At 52.0% G+C, this 17,207-nt stretch carries 17 protein-coding genes; 8 read left to right on the forward strand and 9 right to left on the reverse strand.

What is annotated here, in order from left to right; translation table 11 throughout:
- The first annotated feature begins 42 nt into the window (after window positions 1-42).
- Window positions 43-828, forward strand: a complete 786-nt coding sequence (locus AC23NW_RS04735; RefSeq protein ID WP_293835783.1) for a polyprenol monophosphomannose synthase — start codon at window positions 43-45, stop codon at window positions 826-828.
- Between the two features lie 52 nt (window positions 829-880).
- Here the strand turns inward: AC23NW_RS04735 and AC23NW_RS04740 are convergent, their stop codons facing one another.
- The 3 genes from AC23NW_RS04740 to AC23NW_RS04750 all read right to left on the reverse strand — a co-directional run bounded on the left by AC23NW_RS04740 (window position 881) and on the right by AC23NW_RS04750 (window position 3,198).
- A complete protein-coding gene (locus AC23NW_RS04740) occupies window positions 881-1,789 on the reverse strand; it encodes an SDR family oxidoreductase (protein WP_487448032.1) in 909 nt (302 codons plus the stop codon).
- Window positions 1,790-1,859: 70 nt separating this feature from the next.
- Window positions 1,860-2,570: a peptidylprolyl isomerase gene (locus AC23NW_RS04745; protein WP_487448033.1), complete on the reverse strand. Its 711-nt coding sequence runs from the start codon at window positions 2,568-2,570 to the stop codon at window positions 1,860-1,862.
- Between the two features lies 1 nt (window position 2,571).
- The gene (locus tag AC23NW_RS04750; protein WP_487448034.1) at window positions 2,572-3,198 is read right to left on the reverse strand and encodes an ATP-binding cassette domain-containing protein; all 627 of its coding nucleotides are present in this window, start codon (window positions 3,196-3,198) and stop codon (window positions 2,572-2,574) included.
- A 60-nt stretch (window positions 3,199-3,258) separates the two neighbouring features.
- Between AC23NW_RS04750 and purN the strand changes: the two genes are divergently transcribed.
- The 3 genes from purN (at window position 3,259) to AC23NW_RS04765 (ending at window position 5,697) form a co-directional block, all read left to right on the forward strand.
- Complete coding sequence (purN, locus tag AC23NW_RS04755) at window positions 3,259-3,822, forward strand: phosphoribosylglycinamide formyltransferase (protein ID WP_487448035.1); 564 nt, start codon at window positions 3,259-3,261, stop codon at window positions 3,820-3,822.
- A gap of 287 nt (window positions 3,823-4,109) precedes the next feature.
- The gene (locus AC23NW_RS04760) at window positions 4,110-5,252 is read left to right on the forward strand and encodes an RNA-guided endonuclease InsQ/TnpB family protein (RefSeq protein WP_487448036.1); all 1,143 of its coding nucleotides are present in this window, start codon (window positions 4,110-4,112) and stop codon (window positions 5,250-5,252) included.
- A gap of 64 nt (window positions 5,253-5,316) precedes the next feature.
- Window positions 5,317-5,697 carry a hypothetical protein gene (locus tag AC23NW_RS04765; protein ID WP_071505634.1) on the forward strand — a complete coding sequence of 127 codons (381 nt, stop codon included), beginning with the start codon at window positions 5,317-5,319 and terminating at the stop codon, window positions 5,695-5,697.
- Here the strand turns inward: AC23NW_RS04765 and AC23NW_RS04770 are convergent, their stop codons facing one another.
- Window positions 5,698-5,934, reverse strand: coding sequence for a DUF4834 domain-containing protein (locus AC23NW_RS04770; RefSeq protein ID WP_487448338.1), 237 nt, complete (start codon window positions 5,932-5,934; stop codon window positions 5,698-5,700).
- 65 nt (window positions 5,935-5,999) lie between these two features.
- On the opposite strand from AC23NW_RS04770, the gene AC23NW_RS04775 reads away from it, so the two are divergent.
- Entirely contained in the window at window positions 6,000-6,797 is a 798-nt protein-coding gene (locus AC23NW_RS04775) for a sulfite exporter TauE/SafE family protein (RefSeq protein WP_293835798.1), read from the forward strand.
- An 8-nt stretch (window positions 6,798-6,805) separates the two neighbouring features.
- Here the strand turns inward: AC23NW_RS04775 and AC23NW_RS04780 are convergent, their stop codons facing one another.
- The gene (locus tag AC23NW_RS04780) at window positions 6,806-7,993 is read right to left on the reverse strand and encodes a hypothetical protein (protein ID WP_487448037.1); all 1,188 of its coding nucleotides are present in this window, start codon (window positions 7,991-7,993) and stop codon (window positions 6,806-6,808) included.
- 211 nt (window positions 7,994-8,204) lie between these two features.
- Between AC23NW_RS04780 and AC23NW_RS04785 the strand changes: the two genes are divergently transcribed.
- From AC23NW_RS04785 to AC23NW_RS04795, 3 genes are read left to right on the forward strand one after another with little or no spacing between them, the layout of a single operon-like run.
- Window positions 8,205-9,836 carry a sensor histidine kinase gene (locus AC23NW_RS04785; protein ID WP_487448038.1) on the forward strand — a complete coding sequence of 544 codons (1,632 nt, stop codon included), beginning with the start codon at window positions 8,205-8,207 and terminating at the stop codon, window positions 9,834-9,836.
- Window positions 9,833-10,579: a LytR/AlgR family response regulator transcription factor gene (locus AC23NW_RS04790; protein WP_487448039.1), complete on the forward strand. Its 747-nt coding sequence runs from the start codon at window positions 9,833-9,835 to the stop codon at window positions 10,577-10,579. Before AC23NW_RS04785 ends, AC23NW_RS04790 begins: the two co-directional genes overlap by 4 nt.
- A gap of 46 nt (window positions 10,580-10,625) precedes the next feature.
- Window positions 10,626-12,056 (forward strand): hypothetical protein, encoded by a 1,431-nt coding sequence (locus AC23NW_RS04795; protein ID WP_487448040.1) that lies wholly within the window; start codon window positions 10,626-10,628, stop codon window positions 12,054-12,056.
- A 207-nt stretch (window positions 12,057-12,263) separates the two neighbouring features.
- Here AC23NW_RS04795 and AC23NW_RS04800 read toward each other — a convergent pair whose 3' ends face one another.
- The 4 genes from AC23NW_RS04800 to AC23NW_RS04815 form a co-directional block, all read right to left on the reverse strand.
- A complete protein-coding gene (locus AC23NW_RS04800) occupies window positions 12,264-14,894 on the reverse strand; it encodes an ABC transporter permease (protein WP_487448041.1) in 2,631 nt (876 codons plus the stop codon).
- On the reverse strand, window positions 14,891-15,226 hold the full coding sequence (locus AC23NW_RS04805; protein ID WP_293835813.1) for a PadR family transcriptional regulator: 336 nt from the start codon (window positions 15,224-15,226) through the stop codon (window positions 14,891-14,893). The genes AC23NW_RS04800 and AC23NW_RS04805 overlap by 4 nt, the downstream gene beginning before the upstream one ends.
- 308 nt (window positions 15,227-15,534) lie before the next feature.
- Window positions 15,535-15,873 carry a hypothetical protein gene (locus AC23NW_RS04810; protein ID WP_487448042.1) on the reverse strand — a complete coding sequence of 113 codons (339 nt, stop codon included), beginning with the start codon at window positions 15,871-15,873 and terminating at the stop codon, window positions 15,535-15,537.
- Window positions 15,874-16,110: 237 nt separating this feature from the next.
- Window positions 16,111-17,091 carry a pyruvate dehydrogenase complex E1 component subunit beta gene (locus tag AC23NW_RS04815; RefSeq protein ID WP_487448043.1) on the reverse strand — a complete coding sequence of 327 codons (981 nt, stop codon included), beginning with the start codon at window positions 17,089-17,091 and terminating at the stop codon, window positions 16,111-16,113.
- Between the last annotated feature and the right edge of the window lie 116 nt (window positions 17,092-17,207).

Genomic DNA, 17,207 nt, shown 5'->3' on the forward strand with positions numbered 1-17,207 from the left:
GTTCTAAAATTAGCGGCACCGTTAACGCGCGCGAACCTGATTGTGAAGAATTGCCTGGTAGTTATTCCGACCTATAACGAGATAGAAAATATTGAGGCCATTATCCGGAAAGTATTCAGTCTTTCGGAGCCATTTGATGTGCTGATTGTCGACGATGGATCGCCGGATGGTACGGCTCAGGTAGTACGCCGGCTTCAGGTTGAGTTTTCCGGCCGGCTGCATTTGCTGGAACGCAAAGGCAAACTGGGGCTGGGAACAGCCTATCTGGATGGTTTCCGGTGGGCAATGCCGTATGGCTACGAGTACTTTTTTGAGATGGACGCCGATTTTTCGCACAATCCGGAAGATCTGGTACGGTTATACTATACCTGCCGTGATCAGGAAGCCGACGTGGCCGTTGGGTCGCGGTATATCAAAGGCGTCAACGTGGTAAACTGGCCGATGGGTCGTGTGTTGATGTCGTATTTTGCCGGGGTGTATGTGCGGTTTATTACCGGCTTATCGGTCATGGATCCGACGGCTGGTTTTGTTTGTTACCGCCGGCGGGTGCTGGAGGTTTTATTGCAGGACCGGATTCACTTCGTCGGGTATGCCTTCCAGATTGAGATGAAATTTACCTGCTGGAAATATGGTTTTCAGATTGTTGAAGTACCGATTATTTTCACCGACCGGACCAGAGGCGTGTCGAAGATGTCAACCCGTATTTTCAAGGAAGCGGTCTTCGGCGTGGTACAGATGAAGATCAGCAGCTTTTTCCGGCACTATATCCGGCCTAAATCGCAGGAGCCGTATCCGAAAGTGGTTGAGGCGTCTGCTGAGGCGGAATAAATAACTATCGTTACCTTCCAGGAAGTTTAACACTTCCTGGAAGGTTGTAGACTCACTTCGCGTTAATCTGCCCTGCCAGAATGGCGATGCCTTCTGCAAACGTCTTTGGATCATAACCCAGCACGGCGTTCGATTTATCGAGCGTAAAACCCGTACGCGGTGGCCGTTGAGCCGGTTGCGTAAAGGTCGATGAATCCGCCTGAGCGATCAGCGATTTGTCCAGCCCAAAATAGTCGGCGGTTTGAATCGCCATTTCGTAGGGCGTCAATACGCCTTTACCCGAAATATTGAAAATACCTTCCGCTTCTTTGTCCGCAATCAGGTAACAGCCCATCGCCAGGTCTTCGGCCAGCGTCGGTGAGCGCCATTGGTCAGTAACAACCTTGATGTTTTTACCTTCTTCCAGCGACTTTTTCACCCAGAGAATGATGTTTGACCGGCTCATGTCATGGGCTATGCCGTAGACGAGCATGGTGCGCGCAATGGCCCACTTGATGCCTGAGTGCATCACTGCCTTTTCGGCCGCATACTTGCTCCAGCCGTAGAAACTGACCGGATTCGGTTCGTCAGTTTCGGTGTATGGGCCTGCGGTGCCGTCAAACACAAAGTCAGTGGATACGTGGCACAGAAAGGCGCCGGTGGCCTTACAGGCCTCAATGATATAGTGAACCGCCAGCACGTTTTGCTGCCAGCAGGCATCTTTTTCAAACTCGCACTGGTCGACATTTGTCATGGCCGCGGTATGGATCACCACATCCGGCTTTACCGAGGTAATCACGTCGAGGACCTGTTCCTTGCTCGTAATATCCATTGACCGGTATTCGTACCCTTCGCTATACGGTAACCGGTTGTCGCCGCGGGCAGTAGCGATAAGGTCAACAGTTGATTCGTTAACGAGGAGGTCAACCAGTTTTTGGCCCAATAATCCATTGGAGCCGGTGATTAAGATTCGTTTTGCCATAAATCAGGTAACGCATGAGAAAGGTACTGTGCAAGTAAGGGCTAACCGGTTGAGTTGCCAAATCACACACTTACTTTTTAGCGTAGCTATATCCGAACTGTTTCGTGATCTTTTTCTTTTTTATCCATTTCCCCTCCATATTCATCCGGACGTCTTTCTGTGGACGGTCGCGGTTGTCGCGGGGCTGTTTTGCAATACTGTCTACTACCGCAAGGCCATCAATGACCTCGCCGAAAACCGTGTAATTCCCATCGAGATGGGGTGTTCCACCCAGCGTTTTATAGACGTTGGCCTGTTCTTCAGTGGGCAGATGGCCGTTCAGGCCTTTGATACGGTCCCGCTGTTGCGCCAGCGAGGCTTCGTCCCAGACACGGCCCTGTACAATGTAAAACTGGCAGCTGCTCGACGCTTTCTCCGGGTTGTTGTCACGGGCGGCTGCCAGTGTTCCTTTCTTATGAAACAGCTCCGGAACAAACTCCGCCGGTACGCGGTAGTTCTTGCCTCCACTGCCCAGCGCCTGCCCCGGTTCTGCATTTTTTGAGTTCGGGTCGCCCCCCTGAATCATAAAATTCTGAATGACCCGGTGAAACAGCAACCCGTTGTAAAAGGACGAATCGACGAGCTTGATGAAGTTTTCCTTATGTTTCGGCGTCTGGTCATACAGGATCAGGTGCATGGTCCCGTAGTCAGTGGTTAATTTAACCAGATAATCCTTTTTCTTTTTGTTCTGGGCCACCAGCGTCAGCGGCAACAGACATAAAATAAATAACAGCTGTTTCATATTACAATTCAACACGGTTGGCAAACGCATCTTTCAGACGCTGGTCATGGGTTACCACCACCAGACTGGCTCCGATCTGTTCCGACTGCTGCCGGAGCAGGGCAATCACCTTCTCCGTATTGGTGTCATCAAGGCTGGAGGTGGGTTCGTCGGCCAGAATCATGTTGGGCTGGTTCATCATGGCGCGGGCAATGCTGACCCGTTGCTGCTCGCCCAGACTCAGCTGACTGGTTTGTTTCGACAGGTGCTCGGCAAAGCCAAGCTGTTCGGCCAGCTGGCGCGCGCGGGTTTTATCCTGCGGCTTTTTTGCCAGATAATTGGCCAGCAGCAAATTGTCCATGACCGACAGGGAACTGACAAAGTGTGGCTTCTGGTAAATAATGCCTACATGCTGCGCCCGGAACGCGGCGGTTTCGGCTGGGCTTAGCTTCGTCAGATCAGTGGTATTGATGGTTACCGATCCGGTTTCGGGCTTGAGCAACAGCGCCAGTAAGTGCAGAAACGTAGTTTTTCCGGTTCCTGAACGACCCAGGATAAGTAACGCTTCGCGGTCGGCGCAATTCAGGTCCGGAAATGCAAATCGTTTCGCGGGCGAATACGAAAATGTCAGTTGACGAGTGGTCAGCATGTTGATTTGTCGGGGCGACGGTTCGGACAAAGTTACGCAAAACTCGTAATTTCGCCCATTATGAAACGTATTGCCATTTTTGCTTCGGGCTCAGGCAGTAATGCCGAAAAGATTGCCGACTATTTTGCGGGTCGCACAGACGTAGAGATCTCGCTTATCCTTTCCAATAACCCCAAAGCAGGCGTCATCGACCGTGCGCGGCGGCTCCATATTCCGGTGCTGCTCTTCGACCGGACGACTTTTTACCAGACTGACCGCATCACGCAATTCCTGTCAGATCAGCACATTGATCTGATTGTACTGGCTGGATTTATGTGGCTCGTGCCGGCGGGGTTAGTAGCGGCATTTCCGGACAAAATTGTCAATATCCATCCGGCGTTGTTGCCGAAATATGGTGGGAAAGGCATGTACGGCCACTTCGTGCATGAAGCTGTTGTAGCAGCGGGTGAAACCGAGTCGGGGATTACCATTCATTTTGTGAACAATCACTACGACGAAGGGGCTCCGGTTTTCCAGGCCAGCTGTGTGGTAGAACCGACCGATACCCCGGACGATGTAGCGCGTAAGGTACAGGTACTCGAACACGAGCACTTCCCCCGCGTGGTCGATGAATTGTTAAAATAATGTAAAATGGATGATGAATAATGAGGGTAAACCGGAAACCCGTTAATGTTGTAACGCTATGTTCTTTGTGCTATACCTCCGTGAGCTCTGAGCAACAGGATTCCGGGAAGATGGCCTCTGATGATTCATGAGAACCCCGCGAAGAAACCCCGTCCGTTCACGGCGGGGAGGAATCGCGCCGGGCCGCCGCGCGGCTGTCGCCCGAAGGGGACAAAGGCCAGTGCGCGGGTAGACTCGATTCCTGTGTTAATGTTTTCGTTTGAGTGAGCTGTTTTGTAGCTTCGGGCATGAAATTGACGGCCAAAATCAAACTCAATCCGACTCCGCAACAAGCTCAGTCGCTGTTGGCTACTCTTACCGAAGCCAATGCCGTCTGCAATGCCTTGTCGGACTATGCGTTTGAGCATAAGGTTTTCAAACAGTTCAACCTTCACAAAGAGCGATATTATCCCACCAAAGCAACCTGTCGCCTTTCCTCTCAGATGATTGTCCGCTGTCTGGCTAAGGTGGCCGATAGTTACAGGCTTGACAAAAAGACAAAACGCACTTTTCGGGACACCGGAGCGATTGCCTATGATAGCCGTATTCTTACATACAGAACTGACAGCAAAGTTGTCAATATCTGGACGATTGACGGCCGGCAAAAAATCTCCTGTGTAGGTGGAACACATAATGAACAGCTTCTGCAATACCAGAAAGGGGAAAGCGATTTGCTCTACACAAAAGGCAAGTGGTTCCTGCTGGCAACCTGTGATATTCCCGATGAAGACACCGAAACGCCGGAAGGTATTCTGGGTGTTGATCTTGGTATAGTTGATCTGGCTACCGATAGTGACGGAGAACGGTTTACAGGAAGTGTTATTCGTAAGTACCGTAAAAAGCGGTCCGCTATTCGTGCCAGTCTTCAAGCAAAAAAACATAAGGAAGCCAAGAAGACCACTATTAAAAATACTCGTCGTTTGTTGAAGCGGCTGAGTAAAAAAGAGCAGGCTACTTCGAAGCTTATCAACCATACGATTAGTAAGCGTCTGGTTGATAAGGCTAAAGACACACATAGGGCAATTGATCTGGAGGACTTGAAGCGGTTCCCCGCCGGGACAATTCGTGCCCGTACGAATCAACGGCTCCGCAAGTCTCAGAAACGCGAACACAACAGCTGGCCGTTCTACCAGCTCAGGACCTTTATCAGCTACAAGGCACAGCTGGCAGGTGTTCAGGTGGTAATTATTGCACCTGCTTACACGTCCAAAACCTGTTCTAACTGTCTGCATATTGGCCGGCGTTCGTCTAAACATTTTACCTGTAGCAACTGTGGTTATTGTATCGACGCTGACATAAACGGAGCGCGCAACATTGCCGCAGTCGGGGGCGTAGTTGTAACTCGTCCTGAAAATTCCCCGTTGGTTTGTGCTTACACCTGCCAACGGTGAGGATTAAAGCCCCCTTGCTTTAGCTGGGGGATAGTTACGGTCCATAACTATTCTTACACGACTGATGAGAAAAATACTGATTGCAGGGTTGCTGGCGGGGTTGACGGGGTGTTTCCGGCCGGCCATTCCGATTTCGACGCAGCCTAATTACCCCGTTGATGTCTTTTACGAAAATCAGCGGCCCGACCGGTCATTTGAGGAGCTGCAAAAGCTGGAGATGACGCAGGAAACCTTGGTAACCAGCCGTCAGATGGAAAGCGGCCGGATGATCAGCCGTGGAAATAACATGCAGGATAAAGAACTGCTGCTGGCAAAAATGTCGATGGAGGCCAAGAAGCTGGGGGCAACCGCGCTGGTGAATATTAAGTATACCTACTACACCACCGCTACGGTTAACGGATATACCCTGACGGCAACGGCCGTACGCTACCGGCAGGAGAATTAATTATTTAACCTCTTCGTAATCAACGTACTCGCCGCCCTTGAAGCCCTGGCCCGGCTTCTGGTCGGCAGTGCGCGGCTGCACGTATGTTTCGCCATCCCGACGTGGCCGGAACTGCTCATTCTGCCGTTTTTGTTCTTTCACTAATTGCCGGCCAACCAGCAACCAGAACAGGAACCGCCGTACCGACGGGACAAAAACGATAATCAAAAAGGCGATAAAAAGGTATTTTAACATAATTTCTTCTTCTTTTATCCAAAACGTGCCGGGCACAAATTTAGTTTAAACCTTTAGTTTTGCCCAGCATGAATACACAGGAAATTATCGGATATATCGCAGCGCTCGTGGTTGGTCTTGTCATTGGTCTGGCAGGCGGGGGCGGGTCTATTCTAACAGTTCCGGTGTTTGTGTATCTGTTTTCCATTCCGCCTATTCTGGCCACTACCTATTCGCTTTTTGTGGTTGGGGTTACTTCACTGGTAGGCTCAGTGGCCCATATCCGTGCCGGCCGGGTCGATTTGCGGGTAACGGCGGCGTTTGCGCTGCCATCGTTTGTGTCGGTATACCTGACGCGCCGCTTGCTGGTACCGGCCTTACCCGATCCGCTGTTCCGGTTCGGGACTTATGCGTTACCCAAGAGCGAAGCCATTCTGTTTTTTTTCGCCTTTGTGATGATCATGGCTGCCCGTGCCATGATCCGTAACCAGCGCCCCGAGGCCGGTGAAGCCGCCGATGGTAGGCCCCGCTACGTACCACTGGCGCTCGACGGTCTGGCGGTCGGGTTGCTGACGGGCACCATCGGAGCCGGTGGCGGTTTCCTGATTGTGCCGATGCTGGTCTTGCTGGCGGGTCTGCCTGTACACCGCGCCGTCGCAACCTCCGTGCTGATCATTGCAGCCAACTCATTTGTCGGCTTCCTGGGCGATATTCACCATACGGATTTGAATTATAACTTCCTGCTGCCCTTTACCGGACTGTCGGTAATCGGGATTTTCGGCGGGCTCTGGCTGGCCCCGTTCATTCATCCGGCCCATCTGCGCCGTGGCTTCGGCTGGTTTGTACTAGTAGTGGCGGGGTATATTCTGTTGCGGGAGTTGCTGTAAACGCCCCCCTAATCCTTCGCATACCGCAATCGCAGGCGGCGGGCAACGTCGTCGGCGAGTTCGTCGCGCATGCTGCTGTAGAGGTGCCAGCGGGAAGGTGGATGCAGGTCGGCGGTCTTGAGTGAATTGCCGTTGAGGGCCCGGTCGTCGCCGCTGAACGTTTCCCATTCCGTTACCCAGGTGCGGGTCTCCCAAACGGTTTCTTCCCAAACGACCTTGTCCGTAAAGGTGTTGAGGGCGCGCATCCGCAAATCGAGACCGGCCTTGATTTCGCGCCGGTGTGTCGTAAGGGTCCCGCTTACTTTCTCCATAATGTCTACCTTCGTGGAGTCATTAATCTTTTTCTCGCCGACCTTGTAGGTCTGATTGCTGTAAATTTTAGTCGACGATGAGGAGAGGGTTTCGTTAAACGGCGAATAATCGGTTACCTTCATCTGAACGACCTGATGAACGTTAAAATCCGTATCCACCGCTTGCTGTGGCAGGTATAGCCGTACAAAAGTCGAAGGGGTGGGATTCCGTTCAATGTTCCGGAAAATGAGCTGTTCCAGTTCGCGGTTGTCCGATGCATCGATCTCACGGGTCGGGCCAATCGGGTCGACCACTACCCGCAGGATGGCAAACGGCAGGGCCTGTGCTGCTTTATCCTGTGCCTGGCGGTAGCCGGGTACCCAGCCGGTTGCTTTTTTATAGTTCTGGTAGGCTTCTTTAGCCGCTAACCGGTTCTGAATGCGGTCCATAAAAGCTTCTTCTGCTGCCTGATAGCGGTCCGCCGCTGCCAGCTGACGGACATCATTCTGCTGCACAGCATACGAGGCCGGATACGTAGCCAGCCAGGCCGTGCAGCTGTCGCACTGGTGGGGCGAGCCACTGCGTGCGTTGTCGGTCAGTAACTGAAGTTGTGTATACCGCTGAAAAACAGGCTCCCACCGGAACCGGTTGGCCGGATCAGGCGGGGCAGCAGATAATTGCCGGATGGCTGTCTGATGCTGGTTGTAGGCCCGCATAAAGGCTTCCCTGATAATGATATGGGCAAGCCGGTGCCCGCGTTTAAAAGGCCCCTTAGCTTGTTGGAGCCGGAATGCCGCCCGCTGAACCGCAAGGTCATAATTGCCCTGCCTGAATGCGGTTTGGCCGCTGCTACACGCCGCTAGCCAGCCTGCGAGAAGACAAATGGATAGAAGAAGCCGGACCATAAGGTAAATCGTAGAAAAAGGGCATAGATCAATGATTGATTTTGTAGCATAACGTGCCATATGAGTTACAATTGTGCAGACTTAGTTAATTTGTCGCTACCTGCCGCTCTGTTATTTTGCCACAGATTCACACCTATACCTGCCGGATTCACAGTGTCGGTTAAACGATCCGGAAAAACCGCAGACCTTTGGGATATCAGAAACAAAAACGATGAACCGGATACGCTTTCTTCTGCTGTACTTTATAGGCATACCGGCCATGCTGCCCGCACAGATACCGTGGGGGCGTTACTCCCAGAGTTTTCCGGAAGGCGCGCTGGATAAACCGGAGACCGTGGCCCTGATCCTTGCCATTCCAAAGGAAAACAATTCATTCTGGACCGTAAAAGAAAGCAGTGACCGCTTTACGGCGTTTGCGCAGGATTCAGCTATGACCGGCATCCGTCCTGTCAATATCGTGGCGCGAACCACGTTTGATACGGCCCGTGCGCAGTTTTTTCTGCACGGTGTTAACCTCCGCAATGCCGCTGAGTACCAGTTCCGGGTGCTGGATTATCCGTCGCGGCACGTGGTCGTTCCCTGGCAGGCCATTACCCGGTTTACCAGTGCCGCACTTAACAACGAGTCGGGTTTGCCGCCAATGGCTTATCTGGGTGGGTACAAAACGTCCCTGGGCAGCATGTTGGTTGTGGATGTGCGCAGGCGGGCAACCGGCGTTATTATAGCGACCAACCTGGTGGCATGGGAGCCAATCCGGCCCGCCGTAACCAGCATCTATGCCTCTCCCGACCTCGATATTTTTTTGCAGAAATTACAGTACCCCTGGGCGAAAACCAGAACCAGTCACCTGACCTATTCCCTCGATAAGCTCCGGCTACCGGCCACAAACGATAACCTCGTTTATGTGCTGAATGCTGATATTTATGCGAAAACGCAGGTGCAGTACCAGTTACTGCGCGATGGGCAGGTTGTCAGGCCATGGGGGGATAATGCGTACGATAACAGCTTTATCTGGCTGAATAAGTCCGCGCCGGGCAGTTACCGGCTTCAGATCCGGTATACCGCCCAGCCGCAGCACATAACCGAATGCCGGTTTGGGGTAGAACCCGCCTGGTATCAGACCATCTGGTTCCGGCTGGCGCTGGCCGGTAGTGCGCTGGCCCTTGTGGCACTGGTTATATTTGTGATTTTATTGATCCGGCAGCGGGGTAAAACACGGCTGGAAGCGGTCCGGAAGCAAAAAGCGAAGATGGAAATGCAGGCGCTCTACGCGCAGCTGAATCCACATTTTGTCTTTAATGCACTCAGCTCGATTCAGGGGCTGGTGAACCGGCAGGACCTGAAAGGCGCCAATGACTATTTATCTGATTTCGCCCGGCTTATGCGGGAGTCGCTTACCAACGGCAGCAAGGACGGTATTCCGCTGGAGAAAGAGCTGCACATGATGGAAACGTACCTGAAACTGGAGCAGCTCCGGTTTGGCTTTCAATATACGATTCAGGTTGATGAACAGCTGGATGCGTTCAGCAATAACCTGCCGCCGATGCTCTGGCAGCCATTGCTGGAAAATGCCGTCAAGCATGGCGTTGCTTCGTTGCGACAGGCTGGCCGGATTGTTATTTGCGTTGCTGAAAAGCAGGATAATCTGGTGCTTACCATCAGTGATAATGGCAACGGCATGCCGGAACAGGCAGGTTCCGGCGGGTATGGGTTGTCGCTGACCCGCAACCGCATCCGGCTTTTAAACGAACTAAACCCCGAACAACCGATCTCGCTGGCGTTTGCTGTTAACCGGCCGGCCGGAACGGACGCAATACTGACGTTTACTCATTGGCTGATATGAAAGCAATACTGATTGACGATGAACTCCCGAACCTGCACAACCTGCGGGCATTACTGGAAACGTATTGCCCGCAGGTAGAGGTATGTGCTGTGGCGCAGCAGGCCGCCGAGGGTAAAGCGGCGTTGTATACGTATCGGCCGGACCTGCTTTTTCTGGATATTCAGATGCCGGACCAGGACGGTTTTTCACTGTTGCGCAGCCTGAGTAGCTATGATTTTGAGGTCATTTTCGTAACTGCCTACGATCAGTATGCCATTCATGCAATGCGGTTTTCGGCGGTTGATTACCTGCTTAAACCCGTTAACATCAGTGAATTGCAGGCTGCGGTAGACCGCGCAGCAAAGCAACGTCAGCTAAAGGTGCAGAACCGGCAGGTAGGCCACCTGATGGCGTGGCTGGAAGCACAATCGCGGAAAGACGAGTTGCGGATTGCCTTGTCAACGATGCAGGAAACCCGCTTTGTGAAAACGACGGAAATCATCCGGTGCGAGTCAGCCAATAACTACACGACCTTCTGGCTAAGCGACGGGACAAGCCTGCTGGTCAGCAAGCCTATTTATGAGTACGACGACCTGCTGAGCCCGCACGGATTTGTCCGCTGTCATCAGTCTCATCTGGTCAATAAGCATTATATCCGGAGCTGGCAGAAAGAATACGGCGACTTCCTGCAAATGACCGACGGGGCTCAGGTACCCGTTTCGCGCGGCAAAAAGGAGGCCGTCAAAGCTGCGCTCCGGCTGTAACGCCGTTCCCTTTTCGTTTCCTCTTCATTCATTAATCCCTTTTCTGATGAGATACTTATCAGCTGTTATCCTTATGCTCTTCTGGAACGGTTCCGGTGCGATGGCGCAGGGGCTGTCCGTTGCGGATTCGCCCGTCCGGTTGTCTGAGACCTATGAACTGGCCAATATCATTCTGGCCCTGACCGACTACGGCAAAACCGATCCGTGGGAGGTATCGCAGCAGTCGGCCTATTACCGCGAAGTTCGTGCCCGCTTTGCCGCCTATAGCAACCACCCGCTGCTGTCGGCGGTAAATTATTCACGGAAGGAGTGGGAAAACTACCTCAGCTTCCGGACTGATGCCTATGCCTTTGCGTTTGATAGTTCCGGCCGTCTGGTGCGGCAGTTTCCGCTGGTGACGAATAAAGGGTTTGACCCGTTTAACGCACATCTGGCATTGATCGAAGACTTTGCCCGTGTATCGGGTTTCCGGGATTTTTACCGGTTGCACCTGCCTTATTATCAGGAGCTGGCAACGGCGTATCTGACGTCCCAGCATTACCCGGAAATGCGGCAGTTTCTGGAAACCGAGCTGGGAAAACAAACGGCTGATGGTACCTATGCCATTGTGATGTCGCCGCTGGTCGGGCGCATGAACTGCCACCGTACCGTGGCCGGCGTCGGTACGGATTTTATCACCTTACCCAGCTTCCTGCTGGCGGGCAAAGCGGTGCAGGAGGCAACGCCGGATGAAATCGCGTCGGGTACCCACATGCTATTCACGGAGTTAGACCATGCCTTTGTCAATCCGTTGACGGAGCAGTACCGGTCACTGGTGCGGGCTGGTTTCGATAACCGGTTGTGGGATGCCGGCAGCGGTTATGAGCGGGATAGCCTGGCGACATTTAACGAGTACATGACCTGGGCCGTATACGACCTGTTTATCGCGCACTGTTTTCCGTCGGTATCGGCAACGGTCTGTAGCGACTGGACCCTACAGAATGAAACCCGTGGTTTTTGGGCAGGCGCCTTGTTTACGCAAAAGCTCGTCACGCTCTACCGGCACCGCAAGCTGGGTCAGACCCTCCGCGATATTTATCCGGTGTTTATCCGACAACTTGGTAAGCTCAGCCATAAGCTGCGCAAACCGGCAATCACCGCCTGTAATCTCGCTGATAAAACCATTAGCGACACCCTGGCTACGGTTGTCATCACGTTTTCGGAGCCCATGCACCGGCTACCGGCTCCCGAACTTATCCGGGTGGCGGAAAAGCAAGGCAAAACAACGCAGCAGTGCATTCGCCTTGGCCGGGAAACCGCCGGTCTGACCTGGAGCCGGAAGGGCAGCGTGATGCGATTCCGGGTGCAGCTGGTTAAAGGTGCCGTAAACCAGCTGGTGTTTAATTATCCGTGGAAAACCAATATTCCGGTCAGCAGCCGGCGTGGCATTAACCTGCCGCCGTATACCCGCGTTAACGTCACCGTATCGGATGATTAAAAACCGGCTATCGGAGCGGAAATGACCGTAATGACGTTACCTTTTATGCATAATTATGCACATGCCGAATAATGTGAAAAATAATCAGACTATTTTTCATAGCCTAAACTTTTTGCTGAACTCCGGCGTTTTACTACCATACACAGCAACAAAGCCCGTTTTGCCATAGCAAAGCGGGCTTTGTCTGTTTACACCGGATCGGCCGGTTTATTCGCCTTTCAGTATATTCGTCGGGTTAACCCGTGCCGCTTTGGCCGTTTGTGTACCGATCATCAGCAACGCAAAGAACATCACCAGCAAGGAACCGCTGAGCAGTTCGGCCAGGCCGATAGGCTGGTGGTAGACGAATTGCGGCAATACGAGTTTATCAAACAGCAGATACGTTACCGGCAATGCAATGGCGGCTGCCAGCACCAGCAATACCAGAAAGCTCTTGCAGAGCAGATATACCAGCCCTGCTTCACCGGCGCCCAGTACCTTCCGGATGCTGACTTCCTTCATTCTGGTTTCAATGGTGAAGACCACCATACCGAAAAGTCCCAATGAAGCAATGCAGATGGCCAGTATGGCAATAAACCCGATAACTTTCATCAGAATTGCATAGCGGCTATAGGCAGCTTCGATCTGCTCATGGTAAAAACGGGCGTTGAGCGGGTGCACCTTGTCGTATTTTTTCCAGACCTCATCAAGCTTTACCAGCGTAGCGGCTATATCGCCGGTAGCTACTTTCAGATTCAGAAAGCCGTTCGGATCACTTCGGGTATAGCGGAACATCACCGGACCAATTTTTTGTTCGAGGGTACCATAGTTAAAATCCTTCATCACCCCGACGATAGCCAGTTTTTGGCCGTCAACCGTTACAAACTGACCGATTGCCTTGCGTGGATTCTGCCCGCCAATGTTGAACCGCTTTAACACCTGCTGGTTCACAATGACTTCACTTTCCTGCCCTTTCTCCGGACGAAGGGTGAAGTTGGTTCCGGCCAGCAGGGTATGCCCATGGAGCGGGAGGTAATGCTCATCTACCCTGTTTTCCCAGACCAGCGCCGAATCGCCGGGCAGGTATTTCACCGTGAACCCGAAGAAACTGCCCAGGCTGGTCACCATCATCGACTGTGAAATGCCTTTGACTTCCGGAAGAACGGCAAGGTCCTTTTTCAGAACGGCGGGGTCGGCCCCGTATAGTTTCAGGTTGATGATATTGTCGGTCGTGAACCCTAAGTCGAAGTTCAGAATATTTTTGTACTGGCTATAGCCCACAATGGTCGTTGAGATAAAAATCAGCGAAAAGGTGTATTGGGTAATAATCAGTACTTTGCGTAGCCCAATGCGCCTGACCGGTTTGAATACCGGCGCGTTCTTCATGGCTGTCAGCGCGTTGATGCCGGAGAAGAAAACGGCGGGTAGGAATCCGGCGGCGAGGCCGACTGCAACAGCAAGGCCGACAAAATACAGGATAGTCCGAAGGGATAAGGTAAGTGTTACCATCTCCGTAATGTCGGGGGCGAGCGACAAAAACTCCTTGCGCAGGAAAATGTATAACCCAAAGGCGATCAGCAGGCTGGCTAAGGCAATAATGACGGATTCGGTGAGGAACTGCCCCATAATGTGGCTGCGCCGCGCGCCGATTACTTTCCGCACACTCACCTCGCGGGAGCGGCGCAGCGATCGCGCAACCGACAGATTGGTGTAGTTAAAGCAGGCCGACAGAATGACAATGAGCGCCAGCCCGCCCAGTCCCCACAACCAGAGCGGATCAACGGTTGGGCCAATGTTATTATTGAGGCCTTTGCTGAAGGCAATCCTGCTCAGTGGTTGCAGGGAAAGCGTTAGTTTCAGATCGTGCAGGGCCTTATTTTCTGCGGCAGATAGTCTGTCGAGGGCAGGCTGAACGGCAGCGGGTGTGCTCGCCGGCGGCAGGGTCAGGTATACGTAATTCTGCCAGATGTTATCCCAGCCGTAAAAATCCGGATTCTTTTTTCCGAGTGTAGCGTCAGCAGAGGTAAACGAAACCAGCACGTCGAAGCGCAGGTGCGATTGATGGGGAACGTCTCCGGCAATGCCGGTTACGGTATAGTCGAGGCTGTCAAAACGAATCGTCCGGCCCAGCGCGTTGTCATCGCCAAAGAGCTTATGCGCCGTTTGTTCGGTGAGCACCAGCGAATACGGTTCGTTAAGGGCTGTTTTCGGGTCGCCGGCTACGAGCGGAAAGGAAAAGACCCTGAAAAAGGAATTATCCGCCCATTTGCCTTCAACCGGAATTTTTTTCTCCCCGATCTGCGCATCACCACCGAACCCGCTCCGCAGGACGGTGACCTCTTCGACACCCGGAATATCCGCCCTGATTTGCCGGCCAGCCTTTACCGATGTCGAGGCCAGTTTCATTTCCGGATTGCCGTAGCCCTGGTGATGGGTTATAATCCGGTAAATACGGTCCTTTTTCTCATGAAACTGATCGTAGGCCAGCAGGTCAGTCAGGATGGCAATCACCAGCAGGCCAACCGACAGGCCGACGGCCAGACCGGCAATGTTGATGAACGAAAACAGTTTATTACGCACCAGATTGCGTCTTGACGATTTCAGATAACTGCTGAGCATGATAAAATGGGAAAGAAATGTGAGGAGCTGAACAGGGCGGATGGTGTATGGCCGCAAAAACTTAAGTACATCGATGGCATAGATCCATCGGGCACGCCGTAAGCCTTTTTCGGTGACATTGCGTTGAAAATATTCGTAGAGGTCGCCTTCTAAATCCTCGGCGAGGCGGGGGCGGCAGTACCATCTCAGAAAGTTGACAGCCCACTGCGGGGGTGTTTCGTCTTGCCGGGCATTTTTCATGAGAGACCCTCCAGGTTAAGGCCCGATATAGTCTGCCAGATGTTATCGCGTATTTCCCTTGACCGGACCAGCGCCGCCTTACCGGCCTGACTGACTTCATAGAACCGCTTCCGTTTACCACCCCGTGTTGCACTGGCTTCACCAAGGTAACTTTTTGCGAGACTTTTTTCTTCAAGCCTGTTCAGGACAGCATGCACAACACCCAGTTTTGCCGCACGGCCGGTGTACCGCTCCAGCTCATCACAAATCGCTACGCTGTAGGCTTCCTGCCCCAGGGCTGCAATGGTGAGTAACACTAATTCTTCAAACTCTCCTAGGTTGGTTCCTTTCATAGATCATTATATAGTTGCTATATTTTCAGTAAATGTATGTATTATAACTATAAATTCTGTATTTGTATGTAAAATTAAAACAAACTGCACCAGCAGGCGCTTGTGTTACCTTTTGTGCATAATTATGCATAGAAGGTAATAATGTGAAAAATTATCAGGCTATTTTTCAGTACATAAACTATTTGCCTGTTTCCGGCGTTTACCTATCATACACAATAATAAAGCCCGTTTTGCTGCCAGCAGAACGGGCTTTCTGTTTTTCAGGACTATGTGCAGTCAGGCGGTTTAAGCTCCCAAAAAGGTATGCCTTAACTCTGGTTTACCGGAACGGGGTTTTCATCAATCCCCAGCCGTGGCAAAGCTGGATTAAGCACGCGGGGAACAATCCGGATGCGGAAAACCTTAGTGCCGGCAATATCGAAATCACAGGTATAGAAACTGCGCTGTTTGACGCCACGGTATACCGCAGTATAGTTTATTTTCAGCGGCCAGTTATTCAGGGTCAGCTCTGTAGTAATAGCATCCACGGCCTTCCGGAGATTGGAGAAAAAGATGGTCACCGGTTCACGCTGACGGATAGTATTCAACGACCCGATGTGCTGAATCGTAATCTCATAAATGACCTTTGTGGTGGTTTTGATGCGCATACGTGTTACCTTTTATGCATAATTATGCATAATGCGAATAAATAGAAAAATAATCAGACTATTTTTCAGGCCGTAAACTTTTTGATGAACTCCGGCGTTTTAACATCATACACAGCAACAAAGCCCGTTTTGCCTTTCGCAAAGCGGGCTTTGTGTTTTTTGGCCGGTCCGGGTAGAGGGTATAAAAAAAGGTTGAAACCGTATGGTCCCAACCTTTCATTCAGCGTTTAAAGACGCTTATTTTTTGTACATCACGGCATCAACGGCCTGTAACGTTTTCTTCACATTTGGCAGAATTACCTCGATCAGCGTCGGTGCATACGGCAGCGGCAGGTCAAGGCTGTTCACCCGGATCACCGGCGCATCCAGATAATCAAAGGCATTGCGCTGGATATTGTAAGTCAGTTCCGCAGAAATAGCCGCCAGTGGCCATGCTTCTTCAACAATTACACACCGGTTTGTTTTCTTTACCGACTTCAGAATCGTGGCATAGTCGATCGGACGAACCGACAACAGGTCGATCACTTCGGCCGATACCCCGTTTTTCGCCAGTTCGTCAGCTGCCTGATTGGCAACTTTCATCATTTTGCCGAAAGATACCAGCGTGACGTCAGAGCCCTCACGGACAACCTGCGCCTGACCGATCGGAATCAGGTATTCTTCTTCCGGAACCGGACCTTTATCGCCGTACATCAGCTCTGACTCCATGAAAATGACGGGGTCATTGTCCCGGATCGCTGACTTAAGCAGACCTTTCGCGTTGTATGGGTTCGACGGCACCACCACTTTCAGACCCGGCGTATTGGCATACCAGTTCTCAAAGTTTTGTGAGTGCTGCGACGACAGCATACCGGCATTACCTGTTGGTCCGCGGAATACGATCGGTACGGAATACTGGCCGCCCGACATCGACATCATTTTGGCAGCGCTGTTGATGATCTGGTCGATGGCCACCAGCGAGAAGTTGAACGTCATGAACTCAACAATAGGGCGTAAGCCGTTCATGGCCGCGCCTACACCAATACCACCAAAACCTAATTCGGCAATCGGGGTATCAATGACACGCTCAGGCCCGAATTCGTCTAACATACCCTGACTAACTTTGTAAGCACCGTTATATTCGGCAACTTCTTCGCCCATCAGGAAAACTTTCGGATCCAGGCGCATCTCCTCCGACATACCCTCACGCAGGGCCTCACGGAATTGTATCTCTCTCATGCTATGTGCTTTATGCTGGCTTTATCTACTTATTCGTATGACGGATCGCGGAATAAGCGATGGCTGAAAAATCGGCCAAAATTAGGTAAAACAGGGGTATTCATCAAATGCCTTTT

Source organism: Arsenicibacter sp. R0_47 (assembly GCF_057652235.1).